General features: G+C 54.8%; 24 protein-coding genes. 15 read left to right on the top strand and 9 right to left on the bottom strand.

The window, feature by feature from the left end; translation table 11 throughout:
* Positions 1 to 33: 33 nt before the first annotated feature.
* The 5 genes from KUC_RS09430 to KUC_RS09410 all read right to left on the bottom strand — a co-directional run bounded on the left by KUC_RS09430 (position 34) and on the right by KUC_RS09410 (position 5,909).
* Positions 34 to 1,107, bottom strand: a complete 1,074-nt coding sequence (locus KUC_RS09430) for an ABC transporter ATP-binding protein (protein ID WP_007112953.1) — start codon at positions 1,105 to 1,107, stop codon at positions 34 to 36.
* Complete coding sequence (locus tag KUC_RS09425) at positions 1,104 to 2,120, bottom strand: ABC transporter ATP-binding protein (protein WP_007112952.1); 1,017 nt, start codon at positions 2,118 to 2,120, stop codon at positions 1,104 to 1,106. Before KUC_RS09425 ends, KUC_RS09430 begins: the two co-directional genes overlap by 4 nt.
* Before the next feature lie 7 nt (positions 2,121 to 2,127).
* Complete coding sequence (locus KUC_RS09420) at positions 2,128 to 3,081, bottom strand: ABC transporter permease (RefSeq protein ID WP_007112951.1); 954 nt, start codon at positions 3,079 to 3,081, stop codon at positions 2,128 to 2,130.
* The gene (locus tag KUC_RS09415; protein WP_007112950.1) at positions 3,078 to 4,127 is read right to left on the bottom strand and encodes an ABC transporter permease; all 1,050 of its coding nucleotides are present in this window, start codon (positions 4,125 to 4,127) and stop codon (positions 3,078 to 3,080) included. The genes KUC_RS09420 and KUC_RS09415 overlap by 4 nt, the downstream gene beginning before the upstream one ends.
* Before the next feature lie 201 nt (positions 4,128 to 4,328).
* On the bottom strand, positions 4,329 to 5,909 hold the full coding sequence (locus KUC_RS09410; protein ID WP_007112949.1) for an ABC transporter substrate-binding protein: 1,581 nt from the start codon (positions 5,907 to 5,909) through the stop codon (positions 4,329 to 4,331).
* Positions 5,910 to 6,206: 297 nt separating this feature from the next.
* On the opposite strand from KUC_RS09410, the gene KUC_RS09405 reads away from it, so the two are divergent.
* On the top strand, positions 6,207 to 6,725 hold the full coding sequence (locus KUC_RS09405) for a hypothetical protein (protein ID WP_007112948.1): 519 nt from the start codon (positions 6,207 to 6,209) through the stop codon (positions 6,723 to 6,725).
* Positions 6,726 to 6,794: 69 nt separating this feature from the next.
* Here the strand turns inward: KUC_RS09405 and KUC_RS09400 are convergent, their stop codons facing one another.
* On the bottom strand, positions 6,795 to 7,181 hold the full coding sequence (locus KUC_RS09400; protein ID WP_007112947.1) for a glutaredoxin family protein: 387 nt from the start codon (positions 7,179 to 7,181) through the stop codon (positions 6,795 to 6,797).
* A 269-nt stretch (positions 7,182 to 7,450) separates the two neighbouring features.
* Here KUC_RS09400 and mpl point away from each other — a divergent pair, with 269 nt between their 5' ends.
* From mpl to KUC_RS09385, 3 genes are read left to right on the top strand one after another with little or no spacing between them, the layout of a single operon-like run.
* A complete protein-coding gene (mpl, locus tag KUC_RS09395) occupies positions 7,451 to 8,872 on the top strand; it encodes a UDP-N-acetylmuramate:L-alanyl-gamma-D-glutamyl-meso-diaminopimelate ligase (RefSeq protein WP_007112946.1) in 1,422 nt (473 codons plus the stop codon).
* Complete coding sequence (locus KUC_RS09390; RefSeq protein ID WP_007112945.1) at positions 8,869 to 9,525, top strand: flavin prenyltransferase UbiX; 657 nt, start codon at positions 8,869 to 8,871, stop codon at positions 9,523 to 9,525. The genes mpl and KUC_RS09390 overlap by 4 nt, the downstream gene beginning before the upstream one ends.
* A gap of 3 nt (positions 9,526 to 9,528) precedes the next feature.
* Positions 9,529 to 10,152: a LysE family translocator gene (locus tag KUC_RS09385; RefSeq protein WP_007112944.1), complete on the top strand. Its 624-nt coding sequence runs from the start codon at positions 9,529 to 9,531 to the stop codon at positions 10,150 to 10,152.
* A 9-nt stretch (positions 10,153 to 10,161) separates the two neighbouring features.
* Here KUC_RS09385 and KUC_RS09380 read toward each other — a convergent pair whose 3' ends face one another.
* The 3 genes from KUC_RS09380 to KUC_RS09370 are packed head-to-tail and all read right to left on the bottom strand — an operon-like array spanning position 10,162 to position 13,387.
* A complete protein-coding gene (locus tag KUC_RS09380) occupies positions 10,162 to 11,559 on the bottom strand; it encodes a bifunctional DedA family/phosphatase PAP2 family protein (protein ID WP_007112943.1) in 1,398 nt (465 codons plus the stop codon).
* 44 nt (positions 11,560 to 11,603) lie between these two features.
* The gene (locus tag KUC_RS09375) at positions 11,604 to 12,536 is read right to left on the bottom strand and encodes a diguanylate cyclase domain-containing protein (RefSeq protein ID WP_007112942.1); all 933 of its coding nucleotides are present in this window, start codon (positions 12,534 to 12,536) and stop codon (positions 11,604 to 11,606) included.
* Complete coding sequence (locus KUC_RS09370; RefSeq protein WP_007112941.1) at positions 12,533 to 13,387, bottom strand: hypothetical protein; 855 nt, start codon at positions 13,385 to 13,387, stop codon at positions 12,533 to 12,535. The genes KUC_RS09375 and KUC_RS09370 overlap by 4 nt, the downstream gene beginning before the upstream one ends.
* A gap of 199 nt (positions 13,388 to 13,586) precedes the next feature.
* Here KUC_RS09370 and KUC_RS09365 point away from each other — a divergent pair, with 199 nt between their 5' ends.
* The 11 genes from KUC_RS09365 to lipB all read left to right on the top strand — a co-directional run bounded on the left by KUC_RS09365 (position 13,587) and on the right by lipB (position 24,230).
* Positions 13,587 to 14,894, top strand: coding sequence for a glutamate-5-semialdehyde dehydrogenase (locus KUC_RS09365; RefSeq protein WP_007112940.1), 1,308 nt, complete (start codon positions 13,587 to 13,589; stop codon positions 14,892 to 14,894).
* A 41-nt stretch (positions 14,895 to 14,935) separates the two neighbouring features.
* Complete coding sequence (gene nadD, locus KUC_RS09360) at positions 14,936 to 15,586, top strand: nicotinate-nucleotide adenylyltransferase (protein WP_007112939.1); 651 nt, start codon at positions 14,936 to 14,938, stop codon at positions 15,584 to 15,586.
* A gap of 87 nt (positions 15,587 to 15,673) precedes the next feature.
* Positions 15,674 to 16,060, top strand: a complete 387-nt coding sequence (gene rsfS / locus KUC_RS09355; RefSeq protein WP_007112938.1) for a ribosome silencing factor — start codon at positions 15,674 to 15,676, stop codon at positions 16,058 to 16,060.
* Entirely contained in the window at positions 16,057 to 16,524 is a 468-nt protein-coding gene (gene rlmH / locus KUC_RS09350; RefSeq protein WP_040480586.1) for a 23S rRNA (pseudouridine(1915)-N(3))-methyltransferase RlmH, read from the top strand. The genes rsfS and rlmH overlap by 4 nt, the downstream gene beginning before the upstream one ends.
* An 88-nt stretch (positions 16,525 to 16,612) precedes the next feature.
* The gene (mrdA, locus tag KUC_RS09345; protein ID WP_040480584.1) at positions 16,613 to 18,520 is read left to right on the top strand and encodes a penicillin-binding protein 2; all 1,908 of its coding nucleotides are present in this window, start codon (positions 16,613 to 16,615) and stop codon (positions 18,518 to 18,520) included.
* 3 nt (positions 18,521 to 18,523) lie between these two features.
* Positions 18,524 to 19,684, top strand: coding sequence for a rod shape-determining protein RodA (gene rodA, locus KUC_RS09340; protein ID WP_040480583.1), 1,161 nt, complete (start codon positions 18,524 to 18,526; stop codon positions 19,682 to 19,684).
* A gap of 141 nt (positions 19,685 to 19,825) precedes the next feature.
* Positions 19,826 to 20,887 (top strand): lytic murein transglycosylase B, encoded by a 1,062-nt coding sequence (gene mltB / locus KUC_RS09335; RefSeq protein ID WP_040480582.1) that lies wholly within the window; start codon positions 19,826 to 19,828, stop codon positions 20,885 to 20,887.
* Complete coding sequence (locus KUC_RS09330) at positions 20,884 to 21,879, top strand: septal ring lytic transglycosylase RlpA family protein (RefSeq protein ID WP_040480581.1); 996 nt, start codon at positions 20,884 to 20,886, stop codon at positions 21,877 to 21,879. The genes mltB and KUC_RS09330 overlap by 4 nt, the downstream gene beginning before the upstream one ends.
* Before the next feature lie 97 nt (positions 21,880 to 21,976).
* Positions 21,977 to 23,176, top strand: coding sequence for a D-alanyl-D-alanine carboxypeptidase family protein (locus KUC_RS09325; RefSeq protein WP_007112932.1), 1,200 nt, complete (start codon positions 21,977 to 21,979; stop codon positions 23,174 to 23,176).
* Positions 23,177 to 23,253: 77 nt separating this feature from the next.
* Positions 23,254 to 23,565: an HP0495 family protein gene (locus tag KUC_RS09320; RefSeq protein WP_007112931.1), complete on the top strand. Its 312-nt coding sequence runs from the start codon at positions 23,254 to 23,256 to the stop codon at positions 23,563 to 23,565.
* A 2-nt stretch (positions 23,566 to 23,567) separates the two neighbouring features.
* Positions 23,568 to 24,230 (top strand): lipoyl(octanoyl) transferase LipB, encoded by a 663-nt coding sequence (gene lipB, locus KUC_RS09315; protein WP_141243491.1) that lies wholly within the window; start codon positions 23,568 to 23,570, stop codon positions 24,228 to 24,230.
* Positions 24,231 to 24,291: the final 61 nt, after the last annotated feature.

Below are 24,291 nucleotides of genomic sequence, written 5' to 3'. Positions count from 1 at the left end.
CCTGGGTTCGCTGTATCGAATATGACGCCCGATTCACAGGCGCCCCTCCTCAACAGCGTGGCACGCCACGCGGGTTCCGTCATCCTGTGTTTGCAGCACGGGGATCTCTTGCTTACAGCGTGCATTGGCATGCGGGCAGCGGCCATGGAAAACGCAGCCGCTAGGCAGGTTAACTGGGGTTGGCACCTCGCCAGTGAGACGAATATGCTGCGGGCGGTCATCCTTCAAGCGTGGAATCGCCGAGAGCAGCGCCTGGGTATAAGGGTGGCGCGGCTTATCAAACAGCGTCGCCGTGGTGGCAATTTCACACACCGTGCCTAAGTACATCACCGCTACGCGGGTGCCAAAGTGCTCTACGACGGCTAGGTCGTGGGTAATGAACAAATAGGTCAGGTTGCGCTCTTGCTGGGCTTCCATCAGCAGGTTGAGCACCTGGGCTTGAATCGAGACGTCGAGCGCGGAAATAGGCTCATCGGCAACGATAAACTCAGGGTCAACGGCCAGGGCACGGGCAATGGCAATACGCTGACGCTGGCCGCCAGAGAATTCGTGGCCAAAGCGTTTGCCCCAATCCGGGTCGATGCCCACCGAGCGCATCACTTCTTCTACTTTGTCGAGAATCTGCGGTCGTTTCCAATCAGGGTGGTGCAGGCGCAGCGGCTCTTCCAGGGTTTGCTGAATGGTCATACGCGGGTTGAGCGACGCATACGGGTTCTGGAAGATCATCTGCATCCGCTTGCGATACGGCAGCAGTTGGCGCGAGCTTAAGTTGTCGATGCGGCTGCCGTCGTAGCGTATTTCGCCCTCTGTTGGGGTCAGCAGCCCCATAACGGTACGCGCCACGGTGGATTTACCGCAGCCCGACTCGCCAACTACGCACAGCGCTTCGCCGCGCTTGATATCCAGATTAACGCCGTTAATAGCATGGACGTGCTCTTGATGGCGAACTAGCTTGCCGCCCTTAAAGCGCAACTGATCAAGGAAATCTCCAGAGAGGGAGAAGCGTTTTTTCAGATCGCGAATCTGCAGCAGTGAATCAGCGCTCTCTTCGTTCTGACGGGGGGTAGGATTATGGCTGTCCGTTATAGCCTCAGCGTGCGCACTCATGAGGTTACCTCCTTCAAACGGCGATCTTCAAGCAATTCAGCTACCATATGACACGCGACACGGCAGTTGCCAGATTCGACAAATTCAGGCACTTGCTGGGTGCAGGCGGGGCGGGGCTGACCATCGGCACGATTGATAAAATCGCAGCGAGGATGAAACGCGCAGCCGCTGGGCAGGTTGGAGAGCGACGGCATGCTGCCACGAATCTGATTGAGCTTTTCGCCGGGCGTTGCCATCTGGGGCAGGGCGTTGATTAACCCCTGAGTATAAGGGTGCTGCGGATCGTTGATAATCTCCCGGGTTGGGCCTTGCTCAATGACTCGACCAGCGTACATGACCAGCATGCGCTGGGTGACCTGGCTGACCACGCCCAGGTCGTGGGTGATCAGGATAAGCCCCACATTGTGCTGCTCACAAAGGTCCAGCAGCAATGCCATGATTTCGGCCTGGATCGTCACGTCGAGTGCCGTGGTAGGCTCGTCGGCAATGATAATGTCCGGGTCAAGCAGTAGGGCGATGGCGATAATAATCCGCTGGCGCATACCGCCCGAAAGCTCATGAGGATACTGATCAAGACGCGTTTCCGGCGAAGGGATTTGCACCTGTTGTAGTTTGTCCAGGGCGATCGCGCGGGCCTCCTTAGAGGAGATGCGTCGGTGCGCTTTTAAGCACTCGACCATCTGTTCGCCAATAGAGAGCACCGGGTTTAGCGTCATCATCGGGTCTTGAAAAATCATCGAAACGCGGTTGCCGCGTACTTTACGCAGGCCACGCTCAGACATACGGTTAAGCACCTGACCGTCAAAGGTCACTGTACCACCGGCGATAAAGCCCGGTTTGGCAATCAGGTTGAGTAGCGAGAACGCAGCGACCGACTTACCTGCGCCGGACTCACCGACAATGCCCAAGCGCTCACCACGCTCAAGGCTGAAACTGATATCGCGCAGGGCGTGTACGTCACCTTGGCGCAGCGCAAAGCGGACATCGAGGTTGTTGACTTCAAGTAGTGCCATGGTGTCCTCAGCCTTTATAGAGTCGTGGGTTCATGACATCACGCAGCCAATCGCCAAGTAGATTGATCGACAGCACCAACACCACCAAAACTGCACCCGGGATCAAGGTGATCCACCAGGAGCCTGACTGAATATAGTCAAAGCCAGACTTGATCAGTGAGCCCAGCGACGGGTGCGTCTCTGGCATACCCAGTCCCAAAAACGACAGTGCCGCTTCAGAGATAATCGCGTTGGCAATCTGCACGGTGGAGATAACAAAGATCGGCGACATGGTGTTGGGCAACACGTGGCGGAACATAATCCGTTTGCTGCGCAGCCCCATCACACGGGCAGCGTCAACGTATTCTTTGTTCTTCTCTGCCAGCACTGAGGCGCGCACGGTACGCGCATACTGCGGCCATTCGGCCAGGCCGATAATCAGGATCAGCATCATCACTGCGTACTGGCTATAGAAAGCGCTGCCCATGGTCGCTTTGACCAAGGCGCCCACCACGATCGCGACCATCAGTGTCGAGAATGACAGCTGAATATCCGCCAGACGCATCAAAAGTGTATCAACACGACCGCCCAAATACCCCGCCATTAGGCCGAAGGTCACTCCTAGCAGAGCCTGCAAAATAACCGCGCCGAAGCCGATCAGCAGCGAGACACGTGTGCCATAAAGCACAATCGACCACAAATCGCGCCCCTGGGCGTCGGTACCCAGGGCAAAGCGGTCATCAGCGCCGTCGATCCAGAAGGGCGGTAGCTCGGATGACATGATGTCGATCTGAGAGAGATCATAAGGGTTGGTGGGTGCCAGCAGCGGTGAGGCAAAGGCGGCAATGACCATGCAAATAAATACAGCCAGGCAGAGCTGGGCGGTATAGTCACGTTTGAAGCTGTGCCACATGTAGGAGTCGCGCAGGCGCGCCCAGCGGCTGGGTGGAGCGCTCGCGGTGGAATTAGGTGTCATACTCATGCGGGCTTCCCAGTCAGTTTAACGGTGGGGTTCACCAGACCGTAGATTAGATCCACAATCGTATTGGTGACCACGAAAATAACCCCGACAATCATCAGGTAGGTCACAATCAGCGGGATGTCGGCGCGGTTGATCGCATCCAAAAACATCAAGCCCATGCCAGGCCATTGGAAAACGGTCTCGGTCAAAATGGTATATGCCACCATGGTGCCGATCTGCACGCCCCCCACGGTAATCACGGGTAACATGGTGTTCTTGAGTGCGTGAACGAAATACACCCGGCGCATAGAGATCCCTTTAGCGCGGGCATACTTCACGTACTCCGACTGCAGGACTTCCATCATTTCGGCGCGGATCAAGCGGATAAACAGCGGTAGCATAATGGAGGCCAATGAGACCGCCGGTAGCACTAGATGCTGTAAACCGTTCCAGGTGGCTAGGTTGGTATCCCAGTTACCCACCACGTTGACGAGGTCATAGCCACGGCCGAAGGAGGGCATATTGCCTTCGGTGGAGAAGAAAGCATTGAGCCAAGCGCCCCAGCCGGTACTTTCGGGGAATAGCGTAACGGTGACGCCAATCGAGAAAATTTGAATAAGCACTATCGCGGTCAAGAACACCGGAATGGAGATGCCGATGATCGATATGCCCATAAACAGGCGTGAAATCGGCGAGCGGGGCTTAATGGCGCTATACACCCCGATAGGGACTGAAAACAGCACAATAATCAGCGTCGCAGCAAATACCAGCTCCAGGGTGGCGGGTAAGTGGCGAGCGATCACTTCCAACGCCGGTTCGCGGTAGAAATACGAGTCGCCAAAATCACCCTGCACAGCGTTTTTGGCAAAACGGACGTACTGGATCAAAAAAGAGTCATTCAAGCCTAGGCGCTCGCGAAGGGCTTCACGCTCACTTTCCGGCACCGACTGGCCGACCATCTGCTGTACGGGGTCACCCAGGTTATCCTGAATGGCGAAGGCCAGCACGCTGATGACAAACATCACCAAAATCGCGTGCATCAGCCGCTTGATTAAAAAGGCAATCATGGCGTACGCCACCTATGTGAAGGGTTCAACAAAGGGAGTAGGGGCATGTTATGAAGAGTTCTCGCAGACGCGAACCGGCAAACAAAAGGCTTCGCTCCCTAAACGCTTAGGGAGCGAAGCATCCTTGCAGTTTACTTTCCTGCTAACGCTGCAGTGACTCTTTTGATTTAATGCTAGGCACTTAATCAGCGATGTTAATGCTTAGTCGTCGCTGCGGTTAATGACCAAGTCCCCCAGGTAGGGGAAGTCGATGGCGTTGACCACTGGCTCAGCCTCAATGCCGTCAGCGGCGGCGTAGGCAAGGTTCTGCCAGTGCAGCATGATGTAGCCTACGTCTTCGTAAAGCATGGCTTCGGCTTCACGCAGCATTTCGTTGCGTTTTTCCAGATCGGTTTCGCTATCGGCTTCTGTTACCAATGCATCAATCTCTTCGTTGCAGTAGTTGCCGTAGTTGTACTGACCCGCACCGGTCTCGTCATCAATGCAGAAAGAGAGGTACTGGAAGAAATTAGCGGTGTCTTCGGTGTCAGCGTGCCAGCCGATCATCGCCATATCGGATTGACGAGTATCGTATTCAGGCCAGTACTGCGCCAGGGGCATGGTACGCAGGTCAACGTTAATGTTGATTTGTGCCAGCATGTTGGCTACCGCTTGAGCAATCTGGGCATCGTTCACGTAGCGGTTGTTGGGGGCAATCATTTCAACGCTGAAGCCCTCTTCGTAGCCCGCTTCGGCCATTAGCTCTTTGGCGCGCTCAATGTCGTAGCGCGGCGCTAAGTCTGGGTTATGACCTGAGTAGCCATCCGGTGAGAATTGACCCGCCGGAGTGGCGAAGCCGCGCATCAAACGATCAGCAATAGCTTCTTGGTTAATGGCCAGATCAACCGCTTGACGAACACGTACATCTTGGAAGGCTTCAACGCGTTCTTCGTTCATTTGGAAGCCAATGATACGTGTGCCGTCAATCTCAATCAGGTTGACACCATCAGCCTCGCGTACGCGATCCAGATCGTTGGGCGGAACGGCATCAATAAAGTCGACCCCGCCGGAGAGCAAGGCGGCAACCCGCGAGGCGTTCTCAGCGATGGGCGTCAGCACAATGCTAGACACATTGCCTTCACTTTCGGTATCCCAGTAATCTTCAAAGCGTTCGAAATCAACCCGCACACCTTGGCGGCGGTCGGTGACAACGAATGGGCCGGTGCCGGAAACGTTGCGCGAAGCAAAGGAGTTGCCTGCTTTAACGATTTCAGTTTTGTCGTTGCCGTCGTCGGTTTCACCGGTATAGAACTCGCTATCCATCGGGAAGATGTAGGTAGCAAGGTTGAGTAGCAGCGGGTAAGGTTCGCTGGTGACAATCTCAACGGTATAGTCGTCAACAGCTTCAGCGCTGGCAACCGGCTCAAAAATAGCACGGTAGTCAGGGCTCTCTTTTAAACGCTCAATGGTCCAAACCACGTCTTTGGCAGTAAATTCGTTCCCAGAGTGGAAAGTAACGCCTTCACGCAGCGTCATACGCATGGTGGTTTCGTCGACCTGCTCCCACTCGGTGGCTAAGCGCGGCTCAAACTGAAAATCTTTTGTCCAGCGTACAAGCGGGTCAAAGGTTAAGTGAGAGAAACGCAGCATGCCGCCAGAAAGCTGCTCATGGATATCGAGGGTTTCAGGGTCAGCGGAGTAGCCAATGCGCAGCGTTTCAGCGCTTGCAGTCATCGGCAGCAATGTCGTACCCGCAACCACTGCACCAATAACGGAAGCCAGTAAGGTTTTCTTGAGCGTCATTATCGTTCCCTTAGGTCATTGTTTATTGTTCGTTTTACCGCCGTTTTCCAGGCTAGAAGCACCCTTTCAACTAGGAAAGCGTCAGCAAAACATACACGGTCAGTTGGTAAGCCTATTTACAAAACAAGCTTACAACCTAGGCTTACAACATAGAGAGTGCCTATCGCGTCATACAATCGAAATAATGACAGGCATCATTCGTCAACTGAATGATGGGGCTAATAGCGGCATGCTGATGGCTTTTTTTAAGACGAAAGTAGTAAGCGAAAAGCGATGCATAACAGGACGGAAAATCTTATGTGGAAAAAAATTGGGATAGTGTTGATCGCTTCCTGGCTACCTATCAGCGGTTTTGCCACTGAGTTCGCGGAGCAACGTACCCCTGAAATAGCAGGGTCGTTGGATGGTGAACTACGCGAGTGGTTTATTTTAAGTCATGGCAATGACTCAAATGCTTCTTTTGTTGAGCTGGGCGACGATATCAATATTGATATCACTGGCTCTATTGACGATGAGGAATGGGAGGGCGAGGAAGCGCTCCTTATTAGCCTGACCGTGAACGAAGAGCAGTTGATAAATGCGGTGGTTATTCATTCCATTGCGACTTCTATTTCCCCACCGTTATTCACCTCTGAAGGCGGAGAAGTGGCAGTAACGCTGACTCAATATGAACGTACCAGCCAAACAGTTCGCGTGGCTGGAAAGATAGAGGGAGTGCTGGGACTGCAAGTCGAACTAGGCGAACCGCCAAGCCAGGAGGAGGGCATTGAGATTGACGTGGCATTCGATGTGGAGGCGCAAAAAATAGAGTTCTAATCCCCCAGGTCGACTTTCGCCGACCTGGTGAAAAGGCCTAAGTGGCCACCCACGTTAATCAGAGTTTTCTTAGCCAAACTGCTGGTGCAGCCAAGCATTAATGGCGTCAGATTCGTACATCCACTCTTCACGCCCATCGTCGTGGGTGATTTTCAAGCAGGGCACTTTGACTTTACCACCCCCTTCCAACAGCGCCTGCTTATGGGCAGGGTCGAGCTGGGCATCACGTCGTTCAATGTTCAGGCCTAAGCGTGCCATTTCTTTGCGCACCTTGATGCAAAAAGGGCATGTGCGGAACTGGTACAGCGCGAGGTTCTGGCAGGCTATATCCACTTTAGCTTGCTCTTCAGGCCTACGCTCTACTGACTTAGGTGTAGATAGCTTCTCGGAAATCAGCATGACCGGGGTAAGCACCAGGCGAAGGCCACGGAAAAAATAGCGAATTAAAATGCGCATCGAAAGGCTCCTATGCTGATGTGTTGGCTTACATCAGCGTGACGTGTGGGAAGAATGAGTGAGTCATCATTGATAAAAACAGTGGCCGCATCCTGCAACAACTGAAGGGATTTGTCACTTGAGGGGCGTTTTGCCAGCGCTTATGGCGATGAGTAGATGAGCAAATAGAGCCAACATGCTAGGCTACTTAGCTATTTTTATTTTTATTTTTTACGCCATTTTTTGGCTTTTAGTAAATTCGATTACTGGCGATTAATGGGGCGAGAGCCATGCATCTGCATATTATGGGTATCTGTGGCACCTTTATGGGTAGCCTGGCGCTGTTGGCGCGTGAAATGGGGCACCAGGTGAGTGGCTCCGATCAGAATGTTTACCCACCTATGAGCACCCAGCTGGTTGATGCGGGCATCACCTTGATGGAGGGCTACCACGCCGAGCATCTGTCGTCTGTACCGGGGCTTGTGCCGGATCTTGTAGTGGTGGGCAATGCCCTGTCACGGGGCAATGAAGAGGTTGAAGCGTTACTCAATAGCGGCCTGCCGTATACCTCGGGGGCGCAGTGGTTGGCGGAGCACGTGTTGCCTGGCAGGCGTGTCATTGCCGTGGCGGGTACCCACGGCAAAACTACCACCGCGAGCATTTTAGCTTGGCTCTTGGACAGTGCCGGCTTAACGCCGGGCTTTTTGATTGGTGGCGTGCCACGTAATTTTGGTGTGTCGGCGCGCTTGGGTGATCCTCAAGCGCCGTTTGTGGTGGAGGCCGATGAGTACGACACCGCGTTCTTCGATAAACGTTCCAAGTTCGTTCACTACCGTCCGCATATCGCCATCCTCAACAATCTTGAATTTGACCATGCGGATATCTTTCCCGACCTGACAGCAATCGAGCGCCAGTTTCATCATTTGGTGCGCACCGTGCCCAGCCAGGGCCAGTTGTTAGTTGCCGATCAGCAGCCTGCGCTTGAGCGTGTGTTAGAGCAGGGAGTCTGGACGCCGGTGGTGCACTTTGGCGATCAGGACACGAGCGAATGGCAGCTCAAGCTGGAGCGTGCCGACGCCAGTCGGTTCCAGGTCATTTATAGCGGTGATAAGACGGGTCAGGCGGGCAGTAACCAAGAGCAAGATGGGGTCGTTGAGTGGCCGCTTACCGGCGAGCATAACGCCCGCAATGCGCTGGCGGCGCTGGCGGCGGCCCATTTGTGTGGGGTGGATTTAGCCCGTGGCTGCGCGGCGCTGGCCCGTTTTGAAACGCCCAGACGGCGCCAGGAAGTGCGCGGTGAGATCAATGGCATCCAGGTCATTGATGATTTTGCCCACCACCCCACGGCGATTGCCGCCACGCTTAAAGGTCTACGTGCAGCGACAACCAAAGGGCGTCTGCTGGCGGTGATTGAGCCGCGTTCTAATACCATGCGTTTAGGCGCACTGCGCGAGCGGCTAATCGAGAGCGTGGCAGACGCGGATGGCGTATTTTGGTTTCAGCCTGCTGGGCTTGACTGGTCGATGGACGAACTGGTTTCCCGTCAGGGCGAGCACGCCCAGCTGTTTAGCGACATTGACGCGCTGGTGGCGGCCGTGGTCACCCAAGCGTCACCGCTAGACCGTATTGTAGTGATGTCCAACGGTGGCTTTGAGAGTGTCCATGAGCGACTGCTGGCCGCATTAGCGATAGCCAAAGAGGGAAAAGCGTGACAGATAGAGTAGAGGCAGCGTTTAAAAAGCCGATTACCGTGGCGCTCACCGGTGCGTCGGGGGCGCAATACGGTTTACGTCTGATCGATGTGTTAGTCGCAGCGGGTCATGAAGTGTGGGTAATGATTTCCAAAGCCGCCCATATGGTCATCGCCACGGAAACTGATATTGAGCTGCCTGCACAGCCCCAGCGTTTAGTCGAAGCGCTGAGTGAGCGCAGTGGCGCGAAGCCGGGTCAGATTCGCTGTTTCGGCCGCGAAGACTGGATGGCACCGGTGGCTTCAGGCTCTGGAGCACCGTCTGCAATGGTGGTATGCCCGTGTTCAACGGGAACGCTTTCAGCCGTTGCAACGGGTGCCAGCAATAACCTGATTGAGCGGGCGGCGGATGTGGCGATTAAAGAGCGCCGAACGTTAGTTCTGGTGCCGCGGGAAAGTCCGTTTTCACCGATTCACTTGGAGCATATGCTGGCCTTGAGCCGTTTGGGAGTGGTCATCTTGCCGGCCGCGCCAGGGTTTTATCACTGCCCACAAAGTATTGATGATCTGATTGATTTTATTGTCGCGCGAATCCTTAATCAGTTGGGCATCGAGCATACGCTGGTACCTCGCTGGGGTGAGGTCGGTGACGCTGCAGCCGTTAAGGATGACTAATTTATGATGTCGTGGGCTACGCTCTCGGTTTTTGTGCCAACGTTTCTGTTTGTCTCGCTGACCCCTGGTATGTGCATGACCCTGGCCATGGTGCTGGGCATGACCCAAGGTGTTAAGCGTACGCTGTGGATGATGATTGGCGAGTTGCTCGGTGTTGGTTTGGTAGCGGCAGCCGCTGGCGCAGGTGTGGCGGCGCTAATGCTGCGCCAGCCAGAGCTATTTGTACTATTTAAGTGGGTGGGGGGCGCTTACCTGGGCTATTTGGGGATTATGATGTGGCGCTCCCGCGGGCGTATGGCAATTCCCAGTGAGCTGGATGCGGGCCCGCCCGCAAGCCCTCTGCAGCTAGCCATGCAAGGGTTTGTTACCGCGGTGGCAAACCCCAAAGGGTGGGCATTTTTTATGGTACTGCTGCCGCCCTTTTTGGATAGCAGCCGCCCGCTGCCAGGCCAGCTTAGTCTGCTGATCGCGGTCATTTTGACTATTGAGTTTGCCAGCATGCTGGTCTACGCCACCGGCGGCAAAACGTTACGCAATGTGCTCGGTAAAAGCGGCAATGTACGGTTACTTAACCGCATCGCCGGAACGCTGATGATTGGCGTTGGTTTATGGCTGGCGCTCGGTTAGGGGGGGCTTTTAAACTGGCGGTAAGAGGCCCACCCGTGCGCTAATCAGTACCAGCGAAGTGACGCTGAGCAGACGCCACGGGCAAGGTCGCATGGAAGGGCGGGGCTGCTGCTGCCAGTGCAGCAGCGTGAGCGCGCAGACGACCAGGCCGAGTAGCGCACCGCCCACCAAATCACTGAACCAGTGCACACCCACGACCAGCCTTGATAGCGCCATGGGCAGCGTCAGGGTTAGTGCAATCCAGTAAACCCAAAAACGTTTTTGGCGGGGCATCTCGGCAGCAACGAAGGCTGCAGTAAGGCCAAATAGCACCACGGCGGTTGAAGTATGGGCGCTGGGGTAGGAAAACGACCCGATCAGGTAGTCCGGTGTCTCTGGGCGAGCGCGCCCAAACAACGCCTTACCGATAATGTTCAGCAGGGCAACGCCAGTAAAGGCGCCACACCAGTGCAGCAATGCCGCCCATCGCTTACTCACCAGCAACCACATCGCCCAGGGGAGTATTAAGGCGATAATGCCCAGGGTGTCACCGATGCGCGCAAAAATATTCCCCGCTAGATAAGTAACATCACTTTGCAGCTGGGCGAACAATTGCTGAATAAGCAGATCCATTTCCAGTGGACCATGGTGGGTAATGACCAGCAGTGTCCAGCCCGACAGGCTGCCTAGCGCGATTACCAGCAGCAATAGTGAGGCTAATGGAACGTCACCGCTTTGGCTCATGGCGAGCCAAGGTCTGCGTAGCAGCGGAACACGGCGAATGCTACCGGCAATCGCCCGGTACAGTCGGCCATGCCGTGTCGCCTGGTGTCGGCCCCAGGAGAAAATTATCGCGAGCACGACAATGATCGCGGCAAGGATAAGTAAAGCCGCCTCTAGGCCTGGCGGAAGATTTAAGTGGTGCTGCCAGGTGCGCCCCAACAAATAGCCGGGTAGTACATAGGCAGGTGCCCACAGCGCTGCAGAGGTTAGATTGGCCCAAACAAACGTTCGTGGTGGCATCCGCATCATGCCTGCTACCAGAGGAATAATTGGCCGCACAGGGCCGACAAATCGGCCGATAAAAACCGACCATATGCCATAGCGCTCAAAGAACCGCGCCCCGCGACCTAACCATTCTGGATGCTGGGACAGTGGCCATCTCTTTGTGACTTGTTCTCGATGCTTGAAGCCTAACGAAAAACTGATGCCATCGCCTAAAACAGCGCCTATTAAGGCAGCGCCGATTAACCACGCTAGGCCGATATCCTGGTGCCCCGCCAGGGATGCAGCGGTAGTGATTAACACCACTCCTGGTACCAGTAACCCCACTAGGGCAAGTGATTCTACTAATGCAATTACCAACACCAAAAAGATGATAAGCGGCGGTGATGGCGTTAATGAGTGGAGCATATCTGCTAGCGGCACTGAGTACTCCGGCGGCAAGTAATAGAAAGTAATAAAAGCGAGTCCTAGACATTGGCAAGGGCCATGCCGCGAGCTCCAAGGCGCTTTAGATACTGCTCAAAATGTTCCGTACGGCTGGGTAAGCAGGCTGCAATGCGAGCTTCCAGCTGGCCGGTCTCTACCAATACACGCTGAGAGAGTGCTCGTTGCAAGCGTTCGCGCACTAACAAAGCGCCGCTCTCACTGGTGTCAGGTAGAACAAGCCAAAAAGTGGCGCTTTCCGCGCGCCCAAGCACGTCATGGTCGCGACAGCGGCTATTCACTTCACTGCACAGCGCCTCCAGCAGTGCAGATTGTGCGCGATGACCAAACTGCTCTTCTGCCATATCCAACTGCGGCAAATACAGTACCAGTACTGCGAGTTGCTGGTTGAGCATGGCCGCCCGTTGGAACTCGCTGTGTAAGCGCTCTTTTAGCGTGTCAATGTGGTATGCAGTGCAGTCGCTGTCGTTGGGGTCCGTGGCACGCAGCAGTGCACGGCGTCGCGCGTGTTCCCAGCGGGGGAGTGCGAGTAGCAGCGTCAAGGCAGCATAGCCAACAATAATGGCCGGTGGAGCAGAGGCGACCGAGGGGAGCAGCCACCACAATGGCCCAACAGCGATATTGATCAGTAACGCGGCCCATAGCGGTAGCAGTAAAAAAGCGGCGGTAATCGGCAGGCCTAGCCAAATAGGCGATACCAGAGGCTGATAGTAGAACGCGCCCAGGACTACCGAGTAGGTACCGCAAAGTAGAATATTGCGCGGTAGGTAGCTATTCACCCCTTGCCCGAGATGCATGAGTAGAGCCGACATGAGCAGTAGGGTCATAAAGGTGGGAATCAGCAGGTCGCGGTAATCTCCCATGGCATACAGCCATAGCGCGTAGCCTGCCATCAGCGCGATGCTGGCGGTATAAGCGAGAGTCATCAACCGCTTGGGAATGTGGTGCTCAGTCATATCGTCTCACGCACCCGCTCGGCCGGTAGTTTGCTGATTTCACACACCGAAAGCGTTGCCGGTTCGATATCAATTAGTTCAAGGTGCTCACTGGTGATATTGTCGGGTAAGTCGGCGAGCAGTAGGCTCCGTCGTTGCGAGGCTTCTTTAGGCGAACGAGCGAGAATCAACGTCACCAGCGTTGTGCTACTTAAGCGGTAAACGTTTTCAAAATCATAGGTTAGTTCGCACAGTTTTTGAGCCGTTGGCCACAGCTGGTGGCGTTTTATGTGCAGAATAAATAGTTCGGCATGGACACCTTCGCGCTCACAGCGCGTTTGTTCTCGGCTGATGTCGCGCAGTAGTTGCTCACCGGCCCAGAGGTTAAGGCCCGGAATTAACCGCAGGCGTTGACGAATAGAGCCATTCATATCAATAAGCTGCTGGGCTCTTGATAAGGCAAGCAGGCCGAGTACCAGCAGGGAACAAATCAGCAGAATAAACGCCGGCCCGTCCAACAGAGGCGCTACCATCACAAAGCTAATCAGCGTAGCGCTGAGATTGAAAGCGGCTACCCAATTATTTTGTGGCAGCATCAGCATCGCGGCCCACGCCCAGATTAAAATGCTGTGTCGCTCTGGCGCGGAGGCAATTAAACCCAACAGCAGCGCGCCAGGCACAATTTGCCATGGGAGTCCCCGCGAGTGGCGGTGGCTAAAATCAAGTATTAGCGCGGTGATGAATAGCCAGCCGACTGATAGCCACAGCACTAGGGCCGCAGCGGGGGGCGTGGCAGGTGTCCATAATGCCAAGGCAACGGCAGCGGCTAAAAGATTGGCACGTAGCAGGCGGATTTTGTACTTGCTTTGCATGGTGACTTACTATTTGTCCTGAATAACCAGATGTATCTCATCAAGTAAAGTAATTGTAGGATAATAAACGTACACGACACACATTGGTGCCTTAAACATCCTTAGTATAACGGCGAAATGACGTAATATAAGCAAAACGTTTAAAACGTCTACACCCGACTTATTGCAAAATCAAAGCACCCTTCCGTATGGAGACACTATGAGCGCTTCAACACCGTTCCAGGACGAGGCCCATCAGCACTTAACCGCCGGGAATGTATCCGCCTATATGCAGGCCTTGGGGCAGGCGGCGCGCCGCGCAGCGAGCGAACTGCGGAGGGCTGATACAGGGTTGAAAAATCGTGCTCTGATGGCCATGGCGCACCGTTTGGCAGAAGCGCGTGGTCAGATACTAGACGCCAATGCTGAAGATTTACAGCGTGGCCGCCAGAATGGTTTGGAGAGCGCGCTGCTAGACCGTTTAGCCCTGAACGATGTGCGTATTGATGCCATGATTGAAGGGCTGCAGCAGGTAGCGGGCTTGCCCGACCCGGTGGGCGAAGTAAGCGATATGCGCTATCGGCCTAGCGGTATCCAAGTGGGCAAAATGCGCGTACCGCTGGGCGTTATTGGAATTATTTACGAGTCGCGCCCGAATGTGACCCTGGAAGCCGCAAGCCTATGTTTAAAATCGGGCAACGCCTGTATTTTGCGTGGTGGGTCGGAAGCCAGTCAGTCAAATGCCGCTATTAGCGCCTCTATTCAGGCGGGGCTAGCTGATGTGGGTCTGCCTGCAGGTAGCGTGCAGGTGGTAGCCACCACTGATCGTGCGGCGGTGGGTGAAATGATCAGCATGCCGGACTATGTCGATGTGATTATCCCGCGCGGTGGAAAGTCGCTGATTGAGCGGATAAGCCGTGATGCGCGCGTACCGGTCATCAAGCATCTCGACGGCGTTTGTCATGTGTACATCGATACCACCGCTGATCCAGCCAAAGCGCTAGCCATCGCCGTCAATGCGAAAACTCATCGCTACGGCACCTGCAATACCATGGAAACACTGCTAGTTGATGCACCGATTGCTGACCTGCTGCTGCCGGAATTGGCCCGTGCCTATGCCGAGCATGACGTCGAACTGCGTGGTTGCCAGCGCACACAGGCGCTATTACCCCAGGCTTCAGCAGCCGAAGAGGCGGATTGGTATGCCGAGTATTTGGCCCCGGTGCTGGCCATTAAAGTGGTCGATGGTATCGACGAGGCGATTGCACATATTGAGCAGTACGGCTCTCACCACACTGATGCGATTGTCACCCAGGATTATTCCCTCGCACGCCGCTTTACGGCGGAAGTCGATTCCAGCTCTGTGATTGTTAACGCCTCGACCCGCTTTGCCGATGGTTTTGAGTACGGACTGGGCGCTGAAATTGGCATTTCAACCGACAAGCTTCATGCTCGTGGACCTGTGGGGTTAGAAGGCCTAACCACGCAGAAATATGTCGTTTTTGGTGACGGTCAGGTGCGCGAATAGCGTGTTGGCATGAGTGGTGTTGGTATAAATAGAGAGCTTGTATGAGTCAAACGGAGCAACGTATTGGCATGCTGGGCGGCACCTTTGACCCTGTTCATTTGGGGCATTTGCGTAGCGCGGTAGAACTGCATGAGGCGCTATCGCTTGATCGGCTGCATATGATACCCGCCCAACAGCCACCGTTACGAGGGCAGCCCCAGGTTTCCGCTCGGCAGCGGCTGGAATTGTTAAAATCGGGCATCGGTGACACACCAGGATTGGTCGCCGACGACCGCGAGCTTCGCCGCGATGGCCCCTCTTACAGTGCCGATACACTAGCCGAGCTGCGTGCCGAATACGGTGGCCGGGCGCGTTTGGTGATGGCGATTGGCTTTGATGCCTTCCTACGCCTCACTCAGTGGCACCAGCCAGAGCGTCTATTTGAGCTCGCCCATCTGGTGGTGATTGCCAGGCCTGGCTACGGCGATGCGCTGCCGGCATCATTAACGGAACTGGTGGAGCATCGCAGAGTCGATAGCGTAGAGGCATTAATGCAGCGGCCCTACGGAAGCTACCTGGCGTTGGAACTCCCATCGTTGATGGCGATCTCTGCGACCTATATTCGTGAGTGTTTGGAGGCAGGAAAAAGCGTACGCTATTTGCTGCCAGACCCCGTCGATCAGGCCATTGAACAGGGTGGTCTTTACCGCTAGCGCGAATAGCGCTGGCAGTCATCGAAGAAGCCGTTACAATGGCCGGCTTTATTGACCGATTAACCAATAAGGTTGTCTTTAGGAGTCATGCACATCGATACATTGAAAAATCTAGCGGTTGACGCGCTGGAAGAACTGAAAGCACGTGACATTACGCAGTTGGATGTTGCCAAATTAACCGAGGTAACTGACCTCATGCTGATCGCCAGCGGCACTTCAACACGCCATGTGGCGGCGCTGGCACAAAACGTCGTGGAAAAAGCCAAGGCCGCAGGGCTGGGTCCGCTGGGCGTTGAAGGTGGTGATAACGCCGATTGGGTACTGGTTGACCTGGGCGATGTTGTTGTCCACGTGATGATGCCCGAGGCGCGTACTCTTTATGACTTAGAGCGCCTGTGGGCCGACCTGCCGAGTGATTCGGGTGCCATTGGTGAGTCCCTTGAGCGCTTTCAAGAGCGAGCCGGCATGTCATGAGGATCCGGCTGTTAGCGGTGGGAAGCAAAATGCCTGGGTGGGTAGAAGAGGGCGTCGACACTTACCGCAAGCGGCTACCGAGAGATTTTAATCTCGAGATAGAAGAAATTGCCCTCGGTCAGCGTGGCAAAAATGCAGATATTGCGAAAGCGCGTGCCCAGGAGGCACAGCGTATTCGCGATAAGCTACGTGGCGACGAATACGTGGTAGCCCTTGAAGTCAAAGGTAAGCCTTGGACCACCGAACAGCTGGCGCAAGAAGCCGACGCTTGGCGCATGGCCGGGCGCGATATTGTGCTGCTTGTGGGTGGGCCCGATGGTCTTGAGCCCTCGCTATCGGCGATGGCTGATAAAAAGTGGTCGATCTCTCCGCTAACGCTGCCTCACCCGCTGGTGCGTATTATGCTGGCAGAGCAGCTCTACCGCGCCTGGACATTATTGATAGGTCACCCTTATCACCGCTAATGGCTGACTGACATGGCGGGCGATCACTGTTATGGCCTGCTACGCCTTTTGTTTGATTTGATTGTTTGATTTGAGAGTCATCGTTGCCATGCTCAAGCGTCCCAACACGCTAAAAAACTCCGAGCAAGAACTGCGTATTTTTCGTGTTAGAGCGCTACTTGCGGTGCTGGTGGTTTTTACGCTTGCCGGCTTGCTCACGGGGCGCTTAGTTTATTTACAGATCGTTCAGCATGATATGTACAGCACGCGCTCTGAAAATAACCGGGTGCGCGTCGAGCCGCTGCCGCCTAACCGCGGCTTGATCTATGACCGAAACGGCGTACTGCTGGCGGAAAACCGCCCTACCTACAACCTCACTCTGGTACGCGAGCGTGTCGATAACCTTGACGAAACGCTGGCGCTGTTGGTTGATCTGCTTGAGTTGCCTGACGAAGAAATTGAAGCGTTCAACGTGCGCTCGCGCCAACGCCAGCGCCCCTTCCAGCCCGCGCTACTCACCAGTGACCTAAGCGAAGAGCAAATTGCCCGTTTGGCGGTTAACCGACACCGCCTGCCTGGGGTTGAGATAGAGGCTCAGCCACTGCGTTTCTATCCCGATGCTGAAATCATGGCGCATTCATTAGGCTACGTTGGACGTATAAATGCTGAAGAGATGGAAACGCTGGATGCGGGCCGCTACGCGGGCACCCACTTTATCGGTAAAACCGGTATTGAGCGTTTTTACGAAGAGGAACTACACGGTCAGGCAGGCTTGCGCAAAGTAGAGACGAACGCCCGTGGACGGGTATTGCGAGAACTTGGCCGAACCGACCCCGTGCCTGGGGCGAATCTGACGTTAACGTTAGACAAGTCCATGCAGATGCTTGCCTATGAGCTGCTGGATGGCCGGCGCGGCTCTATCGTGGCCATCGTGCCAGCAACAGGCGAGATCCTGGCTATGGTATCGACCCCTGGGTTTGACAGTAACCAGTTTGTCACTGGGATTGACGTTGCTTCTTACCGTGGGCTGCAGGAAGACCTTGACCTACCGCTGTTTAATCGCGCTATTCGTGGCCACTATCCGCCAGGCTCTACGATCAAACCGTTTCTAGCCCTGGCGGGGTTGGTGGAGGGGGTGATCACCCCGGATAGCACCATTAATGACCCCGGTTACTACCAATTACCTAACGATTCCCGTCGCTACCGCAACTGGCTGCGTTGGGGGCATGGCCGTGTCGATATGGAACGCTCCATTGCCGTCTCCAATAACACCTATTACTACACCTTGGCACATGACCTGGGCATCGATAATCTGCATGAGCAAATGAGTAATTTTGGCTTTGGCCAGCGCGTAGCCCATGACGTACAAGGCGAAAGCACCGCATTGATGCCCTCGCGGGACTGGAAGCGTGGCCGCTTTAACCAGCCCTGGTACCCCGGCGAAACCCTCTCGGTGGGGATTGGGCAAGGCTATTGGCAAGTCACGCCTCTTCAGCTTGCCAGCGCCACTGCAACGTTGGCCAATCGCGGTCACTGGGTGAAACCGAGGTTGGCTCGTCAGATTGGCGACACCCCCGTTCCCCGTGATCTGCCAAATACCCTGGATGATATTCAGCTAGCCAATGATAGCTGGTGGGATAGAGTATTCAGTGGGATGGAAAAAGTGATCAGTGGCCGTGAAGGCACAGCCCGCCGAACCGGTGTCGGCCTTGAGTACCGTATGGGCGGTAAGTCAGGCACGGCGCAGGTATTTTCGCTAGGTCAGGATCAGCGCTACAACGCCGACGAGCTAGCAGAGCGTTTACGTGACCACGCCTTGTTTATGGCCTTTGCGCCGTTGGAGAATCCTCAGATTGCCGTGTCTGTGATTGTTGAAAACGCTGGCGGTGGTAGTACCCACGCGGCCCACTTGGCGCGCGCCATGACCGATGCATGGTTGCTCAAGGATAAGGCCCCCGACGTAGAGGAAGTGCGCGAAGTGTTAGAGGAAGATAATGCCAATGTGGAGGGTAACTAAACCATGCCTTGGCATTACTTAGCCCGTTCGATGCGTGGCCACCCTGTGCGTCCACCCGAAAGTGGTATCGCTCGGCGCAAAAGTATTTGGGAGCGAATTCATCTTGATCCTTGGCTGTTAGGCTTGCTGCTGGTGTTAATGGGGAGCGGCCTAATTGTTCTTTATAGTGCTTCCGGTCAATCCCTTGATGCGGTTATCGGCCAGGGCATGCGCTTTTGTATCGCATTGGTAGGGATGGTGATTATTGCCCAATTTTCACCGACCACCTTTCTACGCTGGGCGCCGCTGGCCTACGGCGTTGGTGTTGTCATGCTGGTTGCCGTTGATGTTGTGGGCGATGTGGGCATGGGCGCCAAGCGCTGGCTAGAGATACCGGGGGTAATACGTTTTCAACCATCGGAAATGATGAAGTTGGCGGCCCCGTTAATGGTGGCGGCCTATCTTAATCGCTGTGAATTACCGCCACGCCTGCGCGATATTGTCGTGTGTGGAGTCATTATTGGCGTCCCAGTGGTGCTAACCGCGATCCAACCTGATTTAGGTACCTCGCTGCTGGTATCCAGTGCGGCCCTAATTGTAGTGCTGCTGGCGGGCTTGTCGTGGCGTTTGATCGGATTTATAGCAGTGCTAGGGGCAGCCGCTGTGCCACCGCTCTGGATGAATATGCATAACTACCAGCGCCAGCGGGTATTGACATTTCTAAACCCTGAAAGCGATCCATTGGGGGCTGGCTGGAACATTATTCAATCGACCACGGCTATTGGCAGTGGCGGGCTATGGGGGAAAGGTTGGCTGCAGGGTACCCAGTCCCAGCTAGAGTTTTTGCCTGAGCGGCACACCGATTTCATTATTGCCGTTTTAGGCGAAGAGTTTGGTTTGGTCGGTATGCTGGTGTTGTTGTTCCTGTATCTATTGATTGTGAGCCGTGGTTTGTGGATGGCAAGCTCGGCGCAGGATACCTTTGGCCGCTTGGTGGCGGGTAGTATCATTTTAACGTTTTTCATCTATGTGTTTGTCAATATGGGCATGGTGAGCGGCATTTTACCCGTGGTAGGTGTGCCGCTGCCGTTGGTTAGTTATGGCGGCACCTCAAGCGTGACCTTGTTAGCGGGTTTCGGTATTCTCATGTCGATACATGCTCATCGTCGGTTGCTGTCGCGCTAGTCGCGCTGCCTAGTTCAGACGGCTGTGTTGCTCGATAACGAGGTTGCTCAATAACTAGGTTGCTCAAAAATTATGTTGCTCGGCAATAGAAGGCTCAGGCATGGATGGTTCTGGAATGAATAGCTCAAGAGTGGAGAGCCAATGAACAAGGTTCAAGGGAAGAGGAGCAGCTATGTGTTGGCCGCGCTAATGTGCTGGGCAACGCCCGCGGCGTTTGCTGATCAACCTTCGCAGGGATCTCAATTCGCTGTTCCACAGCACTTTGCACCCCAGCAGAATGCTGACAGCCAAGCGCTGATGGAAGAACTGATCGAACAAGGATTGCCCGAGGAGTGGCTGGAAGAGGCGCTATCGCAGGCAAATTACACCCAGAGCGTGTTAGACGCGATGGAAGGGGCCGCAGAACGCCGCCTGAAGTGGCATGAGTATCGCGCTATTTTTCTGACCCAGCAGCGCATTGAAGAGGGCACAGAATTTATTGACGCGCATGCCGATGCCCTAGCGCGAGCTGAAAGCACCTACGGTGTACCCGCAGAGGTCATTGCCGCCATTATTGGCGTTGAAACCTACTATGGTCGGCATAAAGGCCAGCATCGCGTGCTGGATTCGCTTTCCACGCTGGCGTTTCACCACCCGACAAGGGGCGCTTTTTTTCGCGGTGAGCTAGCGGCCTTTTTAAGGATCGCCTACGAGCAGGAGGTCGATCCTACCGAACTACGCGGCTCCTACGCGGGTGCCATGGGCTATCCTCAGTTTATTCCCACCAGTTATCAAGCCTATGCCGTGGATTTTGATGACGACGGGCGTCGTGATCTTTGGGAAAATCCGGTCGATGCTATTGGCAGCGTCGCCAATTACTTTGCTGAACATAACTGGCAGCCGGGAGCCGACATTTACCGCCAGGCCAGTGGGCCAGACGTACTGCCCGTAGAGCTACTGCAGGAACTCTCATTTAATCAAACGTCGCCTCCCAAGTTGAGCATTGCTCAGCTGGCCTCACATGGGTTTGAGCCCAACGAGCCACTCGATGATGATTTATTAGTCGTACCTTTGGCGCTTGAATTCGCCGATGGAACAACCCGGTACCGGTTTGGCGAGTATAATTTTTACGTGATTACCCGCTACAACCATAGTCACCTCTATGCCATGGCCGTAGCTGAGTTGGCGGAAGCGATTGCTGAGCTGCATGAGGATGAGGCATGAACAGAAAACTGACGATGACCCAGCGGGTGGGTGGGGTGTTCGCCTTGTTAGCGCTGGTCAGCGGCTGTGCCAGCAATGGCACTCAGCGGATAGATGCGCCGCCGGAATCCAGCAAACAAACGGCGGCTCCGGCTGCAACGGCGGCCAGCACTAGCGGAGGCCGCTATGCAATGAGTGGCGATGCCTACCCCCTTGAGCCGCCGGATGTTACCAAGGTGCCTGACGCAGAGCCGCGTATTGAGCAGCCTTCTCGTGCAGGCAACCGTTCTAACTATGAAGTGTGGGGTAAAACCTACCACGTTCTGCCTGATGCAACGGGCTATGAGAAGCGCGGTACGGCATCCTGGTATGGCGAAAAATTTCATGGCTACGCAACGTCAAACGGTGAAATCTACGACATGTATAAAATGTCGGCGGCGCACCGTTCGCTGCCTCTGCCCACATTTGCCCGGGTCACCAGTTTAGATAATGGGCAATCGGTTATTGTCAGGGTAAATGACCGTGGCCCCTTCCATAGTGACCGGGAGATCGATCTCTCCTATGCGGCAGCGGCACGTCTGGGTTTTCTTGAGAGCGGGACCGGATCCGTTAAAGTTGAAGCGATCAATCCTGAGCAGTGGTTAGCCGAGCGCGGCAGAGCTCACACTCCGGCAAGGGTGGCGGAGGCGCCACGCGTCGCACCAAACGCTTCACCTGCGGCTGTTCAGTCAGTTGCGTCTGCGCCTGCCCGTTCATCACAAGCGTCGCATTCGCCTTCTAGTCAGGGCGAGACAAGTGACGCGGTGTATCTACAGATCGCGGCGTTAGGGAATCCTGAGGGTGCTCAGCAATTACAGCAGCGCTTACAAGGTGAACAACCCCATGGGGTGCGAATTTTGAGTGACGCCGACATTTATCGTGTCCAAGTGGGGCCCATTACGCCAAGCCAAGAACCTCAGGCGCGAGAAACACTGCGCCAAGCAGGGTTCCCCCAGGTCTTTGTTGTGCGATAATTGATTCCCTATTTATTCCTTGTGGTGCCTCTTACGCGCCGCCGTATTTTACAAATAAGCTTTGCAAGTAAGCTTTTAAGTTAAGTGAGACAATCGTATGAACGTGTTTACATCCATTGGTCGCTCTGCACGCCTGTGCCTTTTTGCTGCCATGGCGACAGTTGCCGTGCCTGCCGCAGCCCAGGTAATCCCGCAGCCGCAAACCATTATCCCTGCAGCCCCCCAGTTAGCGGCAAGTTCGTGGATACTCATGGATGCTAACAGTGGTCGTATACTGGCAGAGCATAACTCCGATGAGCGCCTGCCACCGGCGAGTTTGACCAAGCTGATGACCGCCTATTTAGTTGAGCGTGAGCTTGATCGAGGGACTATCAATCTGACCGATATGATCAACATTAGCGAGAACGCCTGGCGTACCGGCGGCTCGAAAATGTTTATTGAAGTGGGTGATCAAGTATCGGTAGATAACCTGCTCCACGGCATCATTATTGTATCAGGCAACGATGCCAGTGTTGCCATGGCGGAGCATTTAGCTGGCGGGGAAGCGCCGTTTGCAGATCTGATGAATCAGCATGCCACTCGTTTGGGCATGAATAACACCAACTTCCAGAATGCCACTGGTCTGCCGGGTGAGAATCACTACTCAACTGCCCATGATATGGCGCGTTTATCCCAGCACATCATTAATGATTACCCTGACCACTACGAAATTTATTCCCACCGCACGTTCTCTTACGGCGGTATTGACCAGCCCAACCGTAACCGTCTGCTGTGGCGCGACCCGTCCGTGGATGGCCTGAAAACCGGCTGGACAACGGAAGCTGGTTTCTGCCTGGTATCATCAGCCAAGCGTGACGATATGCGTTTGATTTCAGTGGTAATGGGTACTAATTCTGATGAGGCGCGCGCCCAAGAAACCCAAAAGCTGCTCAGCTACGGTTTCCGCTTTTTCGAAACCATGAAACTCTATGAGCGTGGTGCCGTATTGGCAACGCCGCGGGTTTGGGGTGGCGATATTAATGAACTGCGTGTCGGTGTGGATGAAGAGGTGTTTATGACCCTGCCGCGCAACCGCAATGAAGAGCTGCGTGCACGTCTCAACCTCAACCCAGACCTTCAAGCACCGATTGCCATTGGCGACGAGGTCGGTACGCTGGAAGTGCATTTAGGTGACGAAGTGGTCGGTGAGCGTCGCTTAGTAGCGCTGGAGAACGTCGAAGAGGGTGGTTTTTTCAAGCGTCTGTTCGATCAGGTGCAGCGCTTCTTTAGTAATCTGATTAGTAATTTTACCGATTAATCAGCGTGACGACCGCAGCATTGATAGACGCCATTGTGGTTCTGTCATGAACGGTGTCTTTGCGAAATAGGCTTGTTATGAAAAAAGATGCTCCTCAGGGGCTGCGTGATTTGCGCCAACCGGCGGCTCAGGAGCCGCCGAAAATCACTTTTCCCTGTGATTACTCGTTAAAAGTTGTCGGTGATGCTGCCGAGGATTTTCCTGCCTGTGTGTGCCAGGTAATTGTGCGCCACGACCCCAACTTCGATGCAACAGCGATGCAGGTGGTCGACAGCCGTAATGGCCGTTTTCAATCGGTACGTGTGGTGATTAGGGCGACCGGCGAGCAGCATATTAAAGAGCTGTTTGAGGCTCTCAAGGCTACCGGCCGTGTACATATGGTGGTGTGAGCGTGGATAATGCCGTGCCGATTGAGTTGCACGATTTAGGGCGTCAAGCCTACCTGCCGGTTTGGGAGGCCATGCGTACCCTAACCGATACGCGGGATGCGCAAACCCCAGATCAGTTCTGGTTGGTTGAGCACGACCCGGTGTTTACCCAAGGGCAGGCTGGCAAACCCGAGCATCTGCTACTGCCCGGTGATATTCCGGTGGTGCACGTTGATCGGGGAGGCCAGGTCACCTATCACGGGCCTGGGCAGGTGGTGCTGTATCCACTGCTGGATGTGCGGCGGAGTAAAATTGGCGTGCGCGATTTAGTCACTGCGTTGGAGAATGCCGTGATTAACGTTTTGAGCAGCTATAGTGTAAGTGCCCGCGCACGCCCCGATGCGCCCGGTGTTTATGTTATGACAGAATCGGGAGAGGCGAAGATTGCCTCACTTGGCTTACGTATTCGGCGGGGGGCAAGTTTTCATGGCGTAGCGTTAAATGTAGACGGTGACTTAGCGCCTTTTTTGCGCATTAACCCCTGCGGCTATGCAGGTATGCCCATGGCGAAATTGGCTGACTTGGTGTCATTGCCAAGCGATCATCGGGTGGGGGAGCAACTGGCCGAAGCGTTGGCCATACTGTTAAACCGCGAATTGGTCAGTGTTGAACGATCTCCACTGTAAAAAATTGGGTCAGCGCTGTTTAAAAAACGGTTCAATATGGGGCTTATAAAACGGGGCTTAA

Source organism: Vreelandella boliviensis LC1 (genome assembly GCF_000236035.1).
Classification (GTDB): domain Bacteria; phylum Pseudomonadota; class Gammaproteobacteria; order Pseudomonadales; family Halomonadaceae; genus Vreelandella; species Vreelandella boliviensis.
The sequence above is the reverse complement of the archived record's forward strand: the minus strand, read 5'-3'. Positions and strand labels throughout refer to the sequence as shown.

Excerpts from the sequence above, each read along its gene's own strand:
- KUC_RS09370 (WP_007112941.1), bottom strand. The coding sequence starts at position 13,387 with ATGCAAAGCAAGTACAAAATCCGCCTGCTACGTGCCAATCTTTTAGCC.
- KUC_RS09420 (WP_007112951.1), bottom strand. The coding sequence starts at position 3,081 with ATGAGTATGACACCTAATTCCACCGCGAGCGCTCCACCCAGCCGCTGG.
- KUC_RS09385 (WP_007112944.1), top strand. The coding sequence starts at position 9,529 with ATGATGTCGTGGGCTACGCTCTCGGTTTTTGTGCCAACGTTTCTGTTT.
- KUC_RS09425 (WP_007112952.1), bottom strand. The coding sequence starts at position 2,120 with ATGGCACTACTTGAAGTCAACAACCTCGATGTCCGCTTTGCGCTGCGC.
- rsfS (WP_007112938.1), top strand. The coding sequence starts at position 15,674 with ATGCACATCGATACATTGAAAAATCTAGCGGTTGACGCGCTGGAAGAA.
- KUC_RS09375 (WP_007112942.1), bottom strand. The coding sequence starts at position 12,536 with ATGACTGAGCACCACATTCCCAAGCGGTTGATGACTCTCGCTTATACC.
- nadD (WP_007112939.1), top strand. The coding sequence starts at position 14,936 with ATGAGTCAAACGGAGCAACGTATTGGCATGCTGGGCGGCACCTTTGAC.
- KUC_RS09365 (WP_007112940.1), top strand. The coding sequence starts at position 13,587 with ATGAGCGCTTCAACACCGTTCCAGGACGAGGCCCATCAGCACTTAACC.
- mpl (WP_007112946.1), top strand. The coding sequence starts at position 7,451 with ATGCATCTGCATATTATGGGTATCTGTGGCACCTTTATGGGTAGCCTG.
- rlmH (WP_040480586.1), top strand. The coding sequence starts at position 16,057 with ATGAGGATCCGGCTGTTAGCGGTGGGAAGCAAAATGCCTGGGTGGGTA.
- KUC_RS09330 (WP_040480581.1), top strand. The coding sequence starts at position 20,884 with ATGAACAGAAAACTGACGATGACCCAGCGGGTGGGTGGGGTGTTCGCC.
- KUC_RS09320 (WP_007112931.1), top strand. The coding sequence starts at position 23,254 with ATGAAAAAAGATGCTCCTCAGGGGCTGCGTGATTTGCGCCAACCGGCG.
- KUC_RS09430 (WP_007112953.1), bottom strand. The coding sequence starts at position 1,107 with ATGAGTGCGCACGCTGAGGCTATAACGGACAGCCATAATCCTACCCCC.
- KUC_RS09415 (WP_007112950.1), bottom strand. The coding sequence starts at position 4,127 with ATGATTGCCTTTTTAATCAAGCGGCTGATGCACGCGATTTTGGTGATG.
- KUC_RS09405 (WP_007112948.1), top strand. The coding sequence starts at position 6,207 with ATGTGGAAAAAAATTGGGATAGTGTTGATCGCTTCCTGGCTACCTATC.
- rodA (WP_040480583.1), top strand. The coding sequence starts at position 18,524 with ATGCCTTGGCATTACTTAGCCCGTTCGATGCGTGGCCACCCTGTGCGT.
- KUC_RS09325 (WP_007112932.1), top strand. The coding sequence starts at position 21,977 with ATGAACGTGTTTACATCCATTGGTCGCTCTGCACGCCTGTGCCTTTTT.
- KUC_RS09400 (WP_007112947.1), bottom strand. The coding sequence starts at position 7,181 with ATGCGCATTTTAATTCGCTATTTTTTCCGTGGCCTTCGCCTGGTGCTT.
- mrdA (WP_040480584.1), top strand. The coding sequence starts at position 16,613 with ATGCTCAAGCGTCCCAACACGCTAAAAAACTCCGAGCAAGAACTGCGT.
- KUC_RS09410 (WP_007112949.1), bottom strand. The coding sequence starts at position 5,909 with ATGACGCTCAAGAAAACCTTACTGGCTTCCGTTATTGGTGCAGTGGTT.
- mltB (WP_040480582.1), top strand. The coding sequence starts at position 19,826 with ATGAACAAGGTTCAAGGGAAGAGGAGCAGCTATGTGTTGGCCGCGCTA.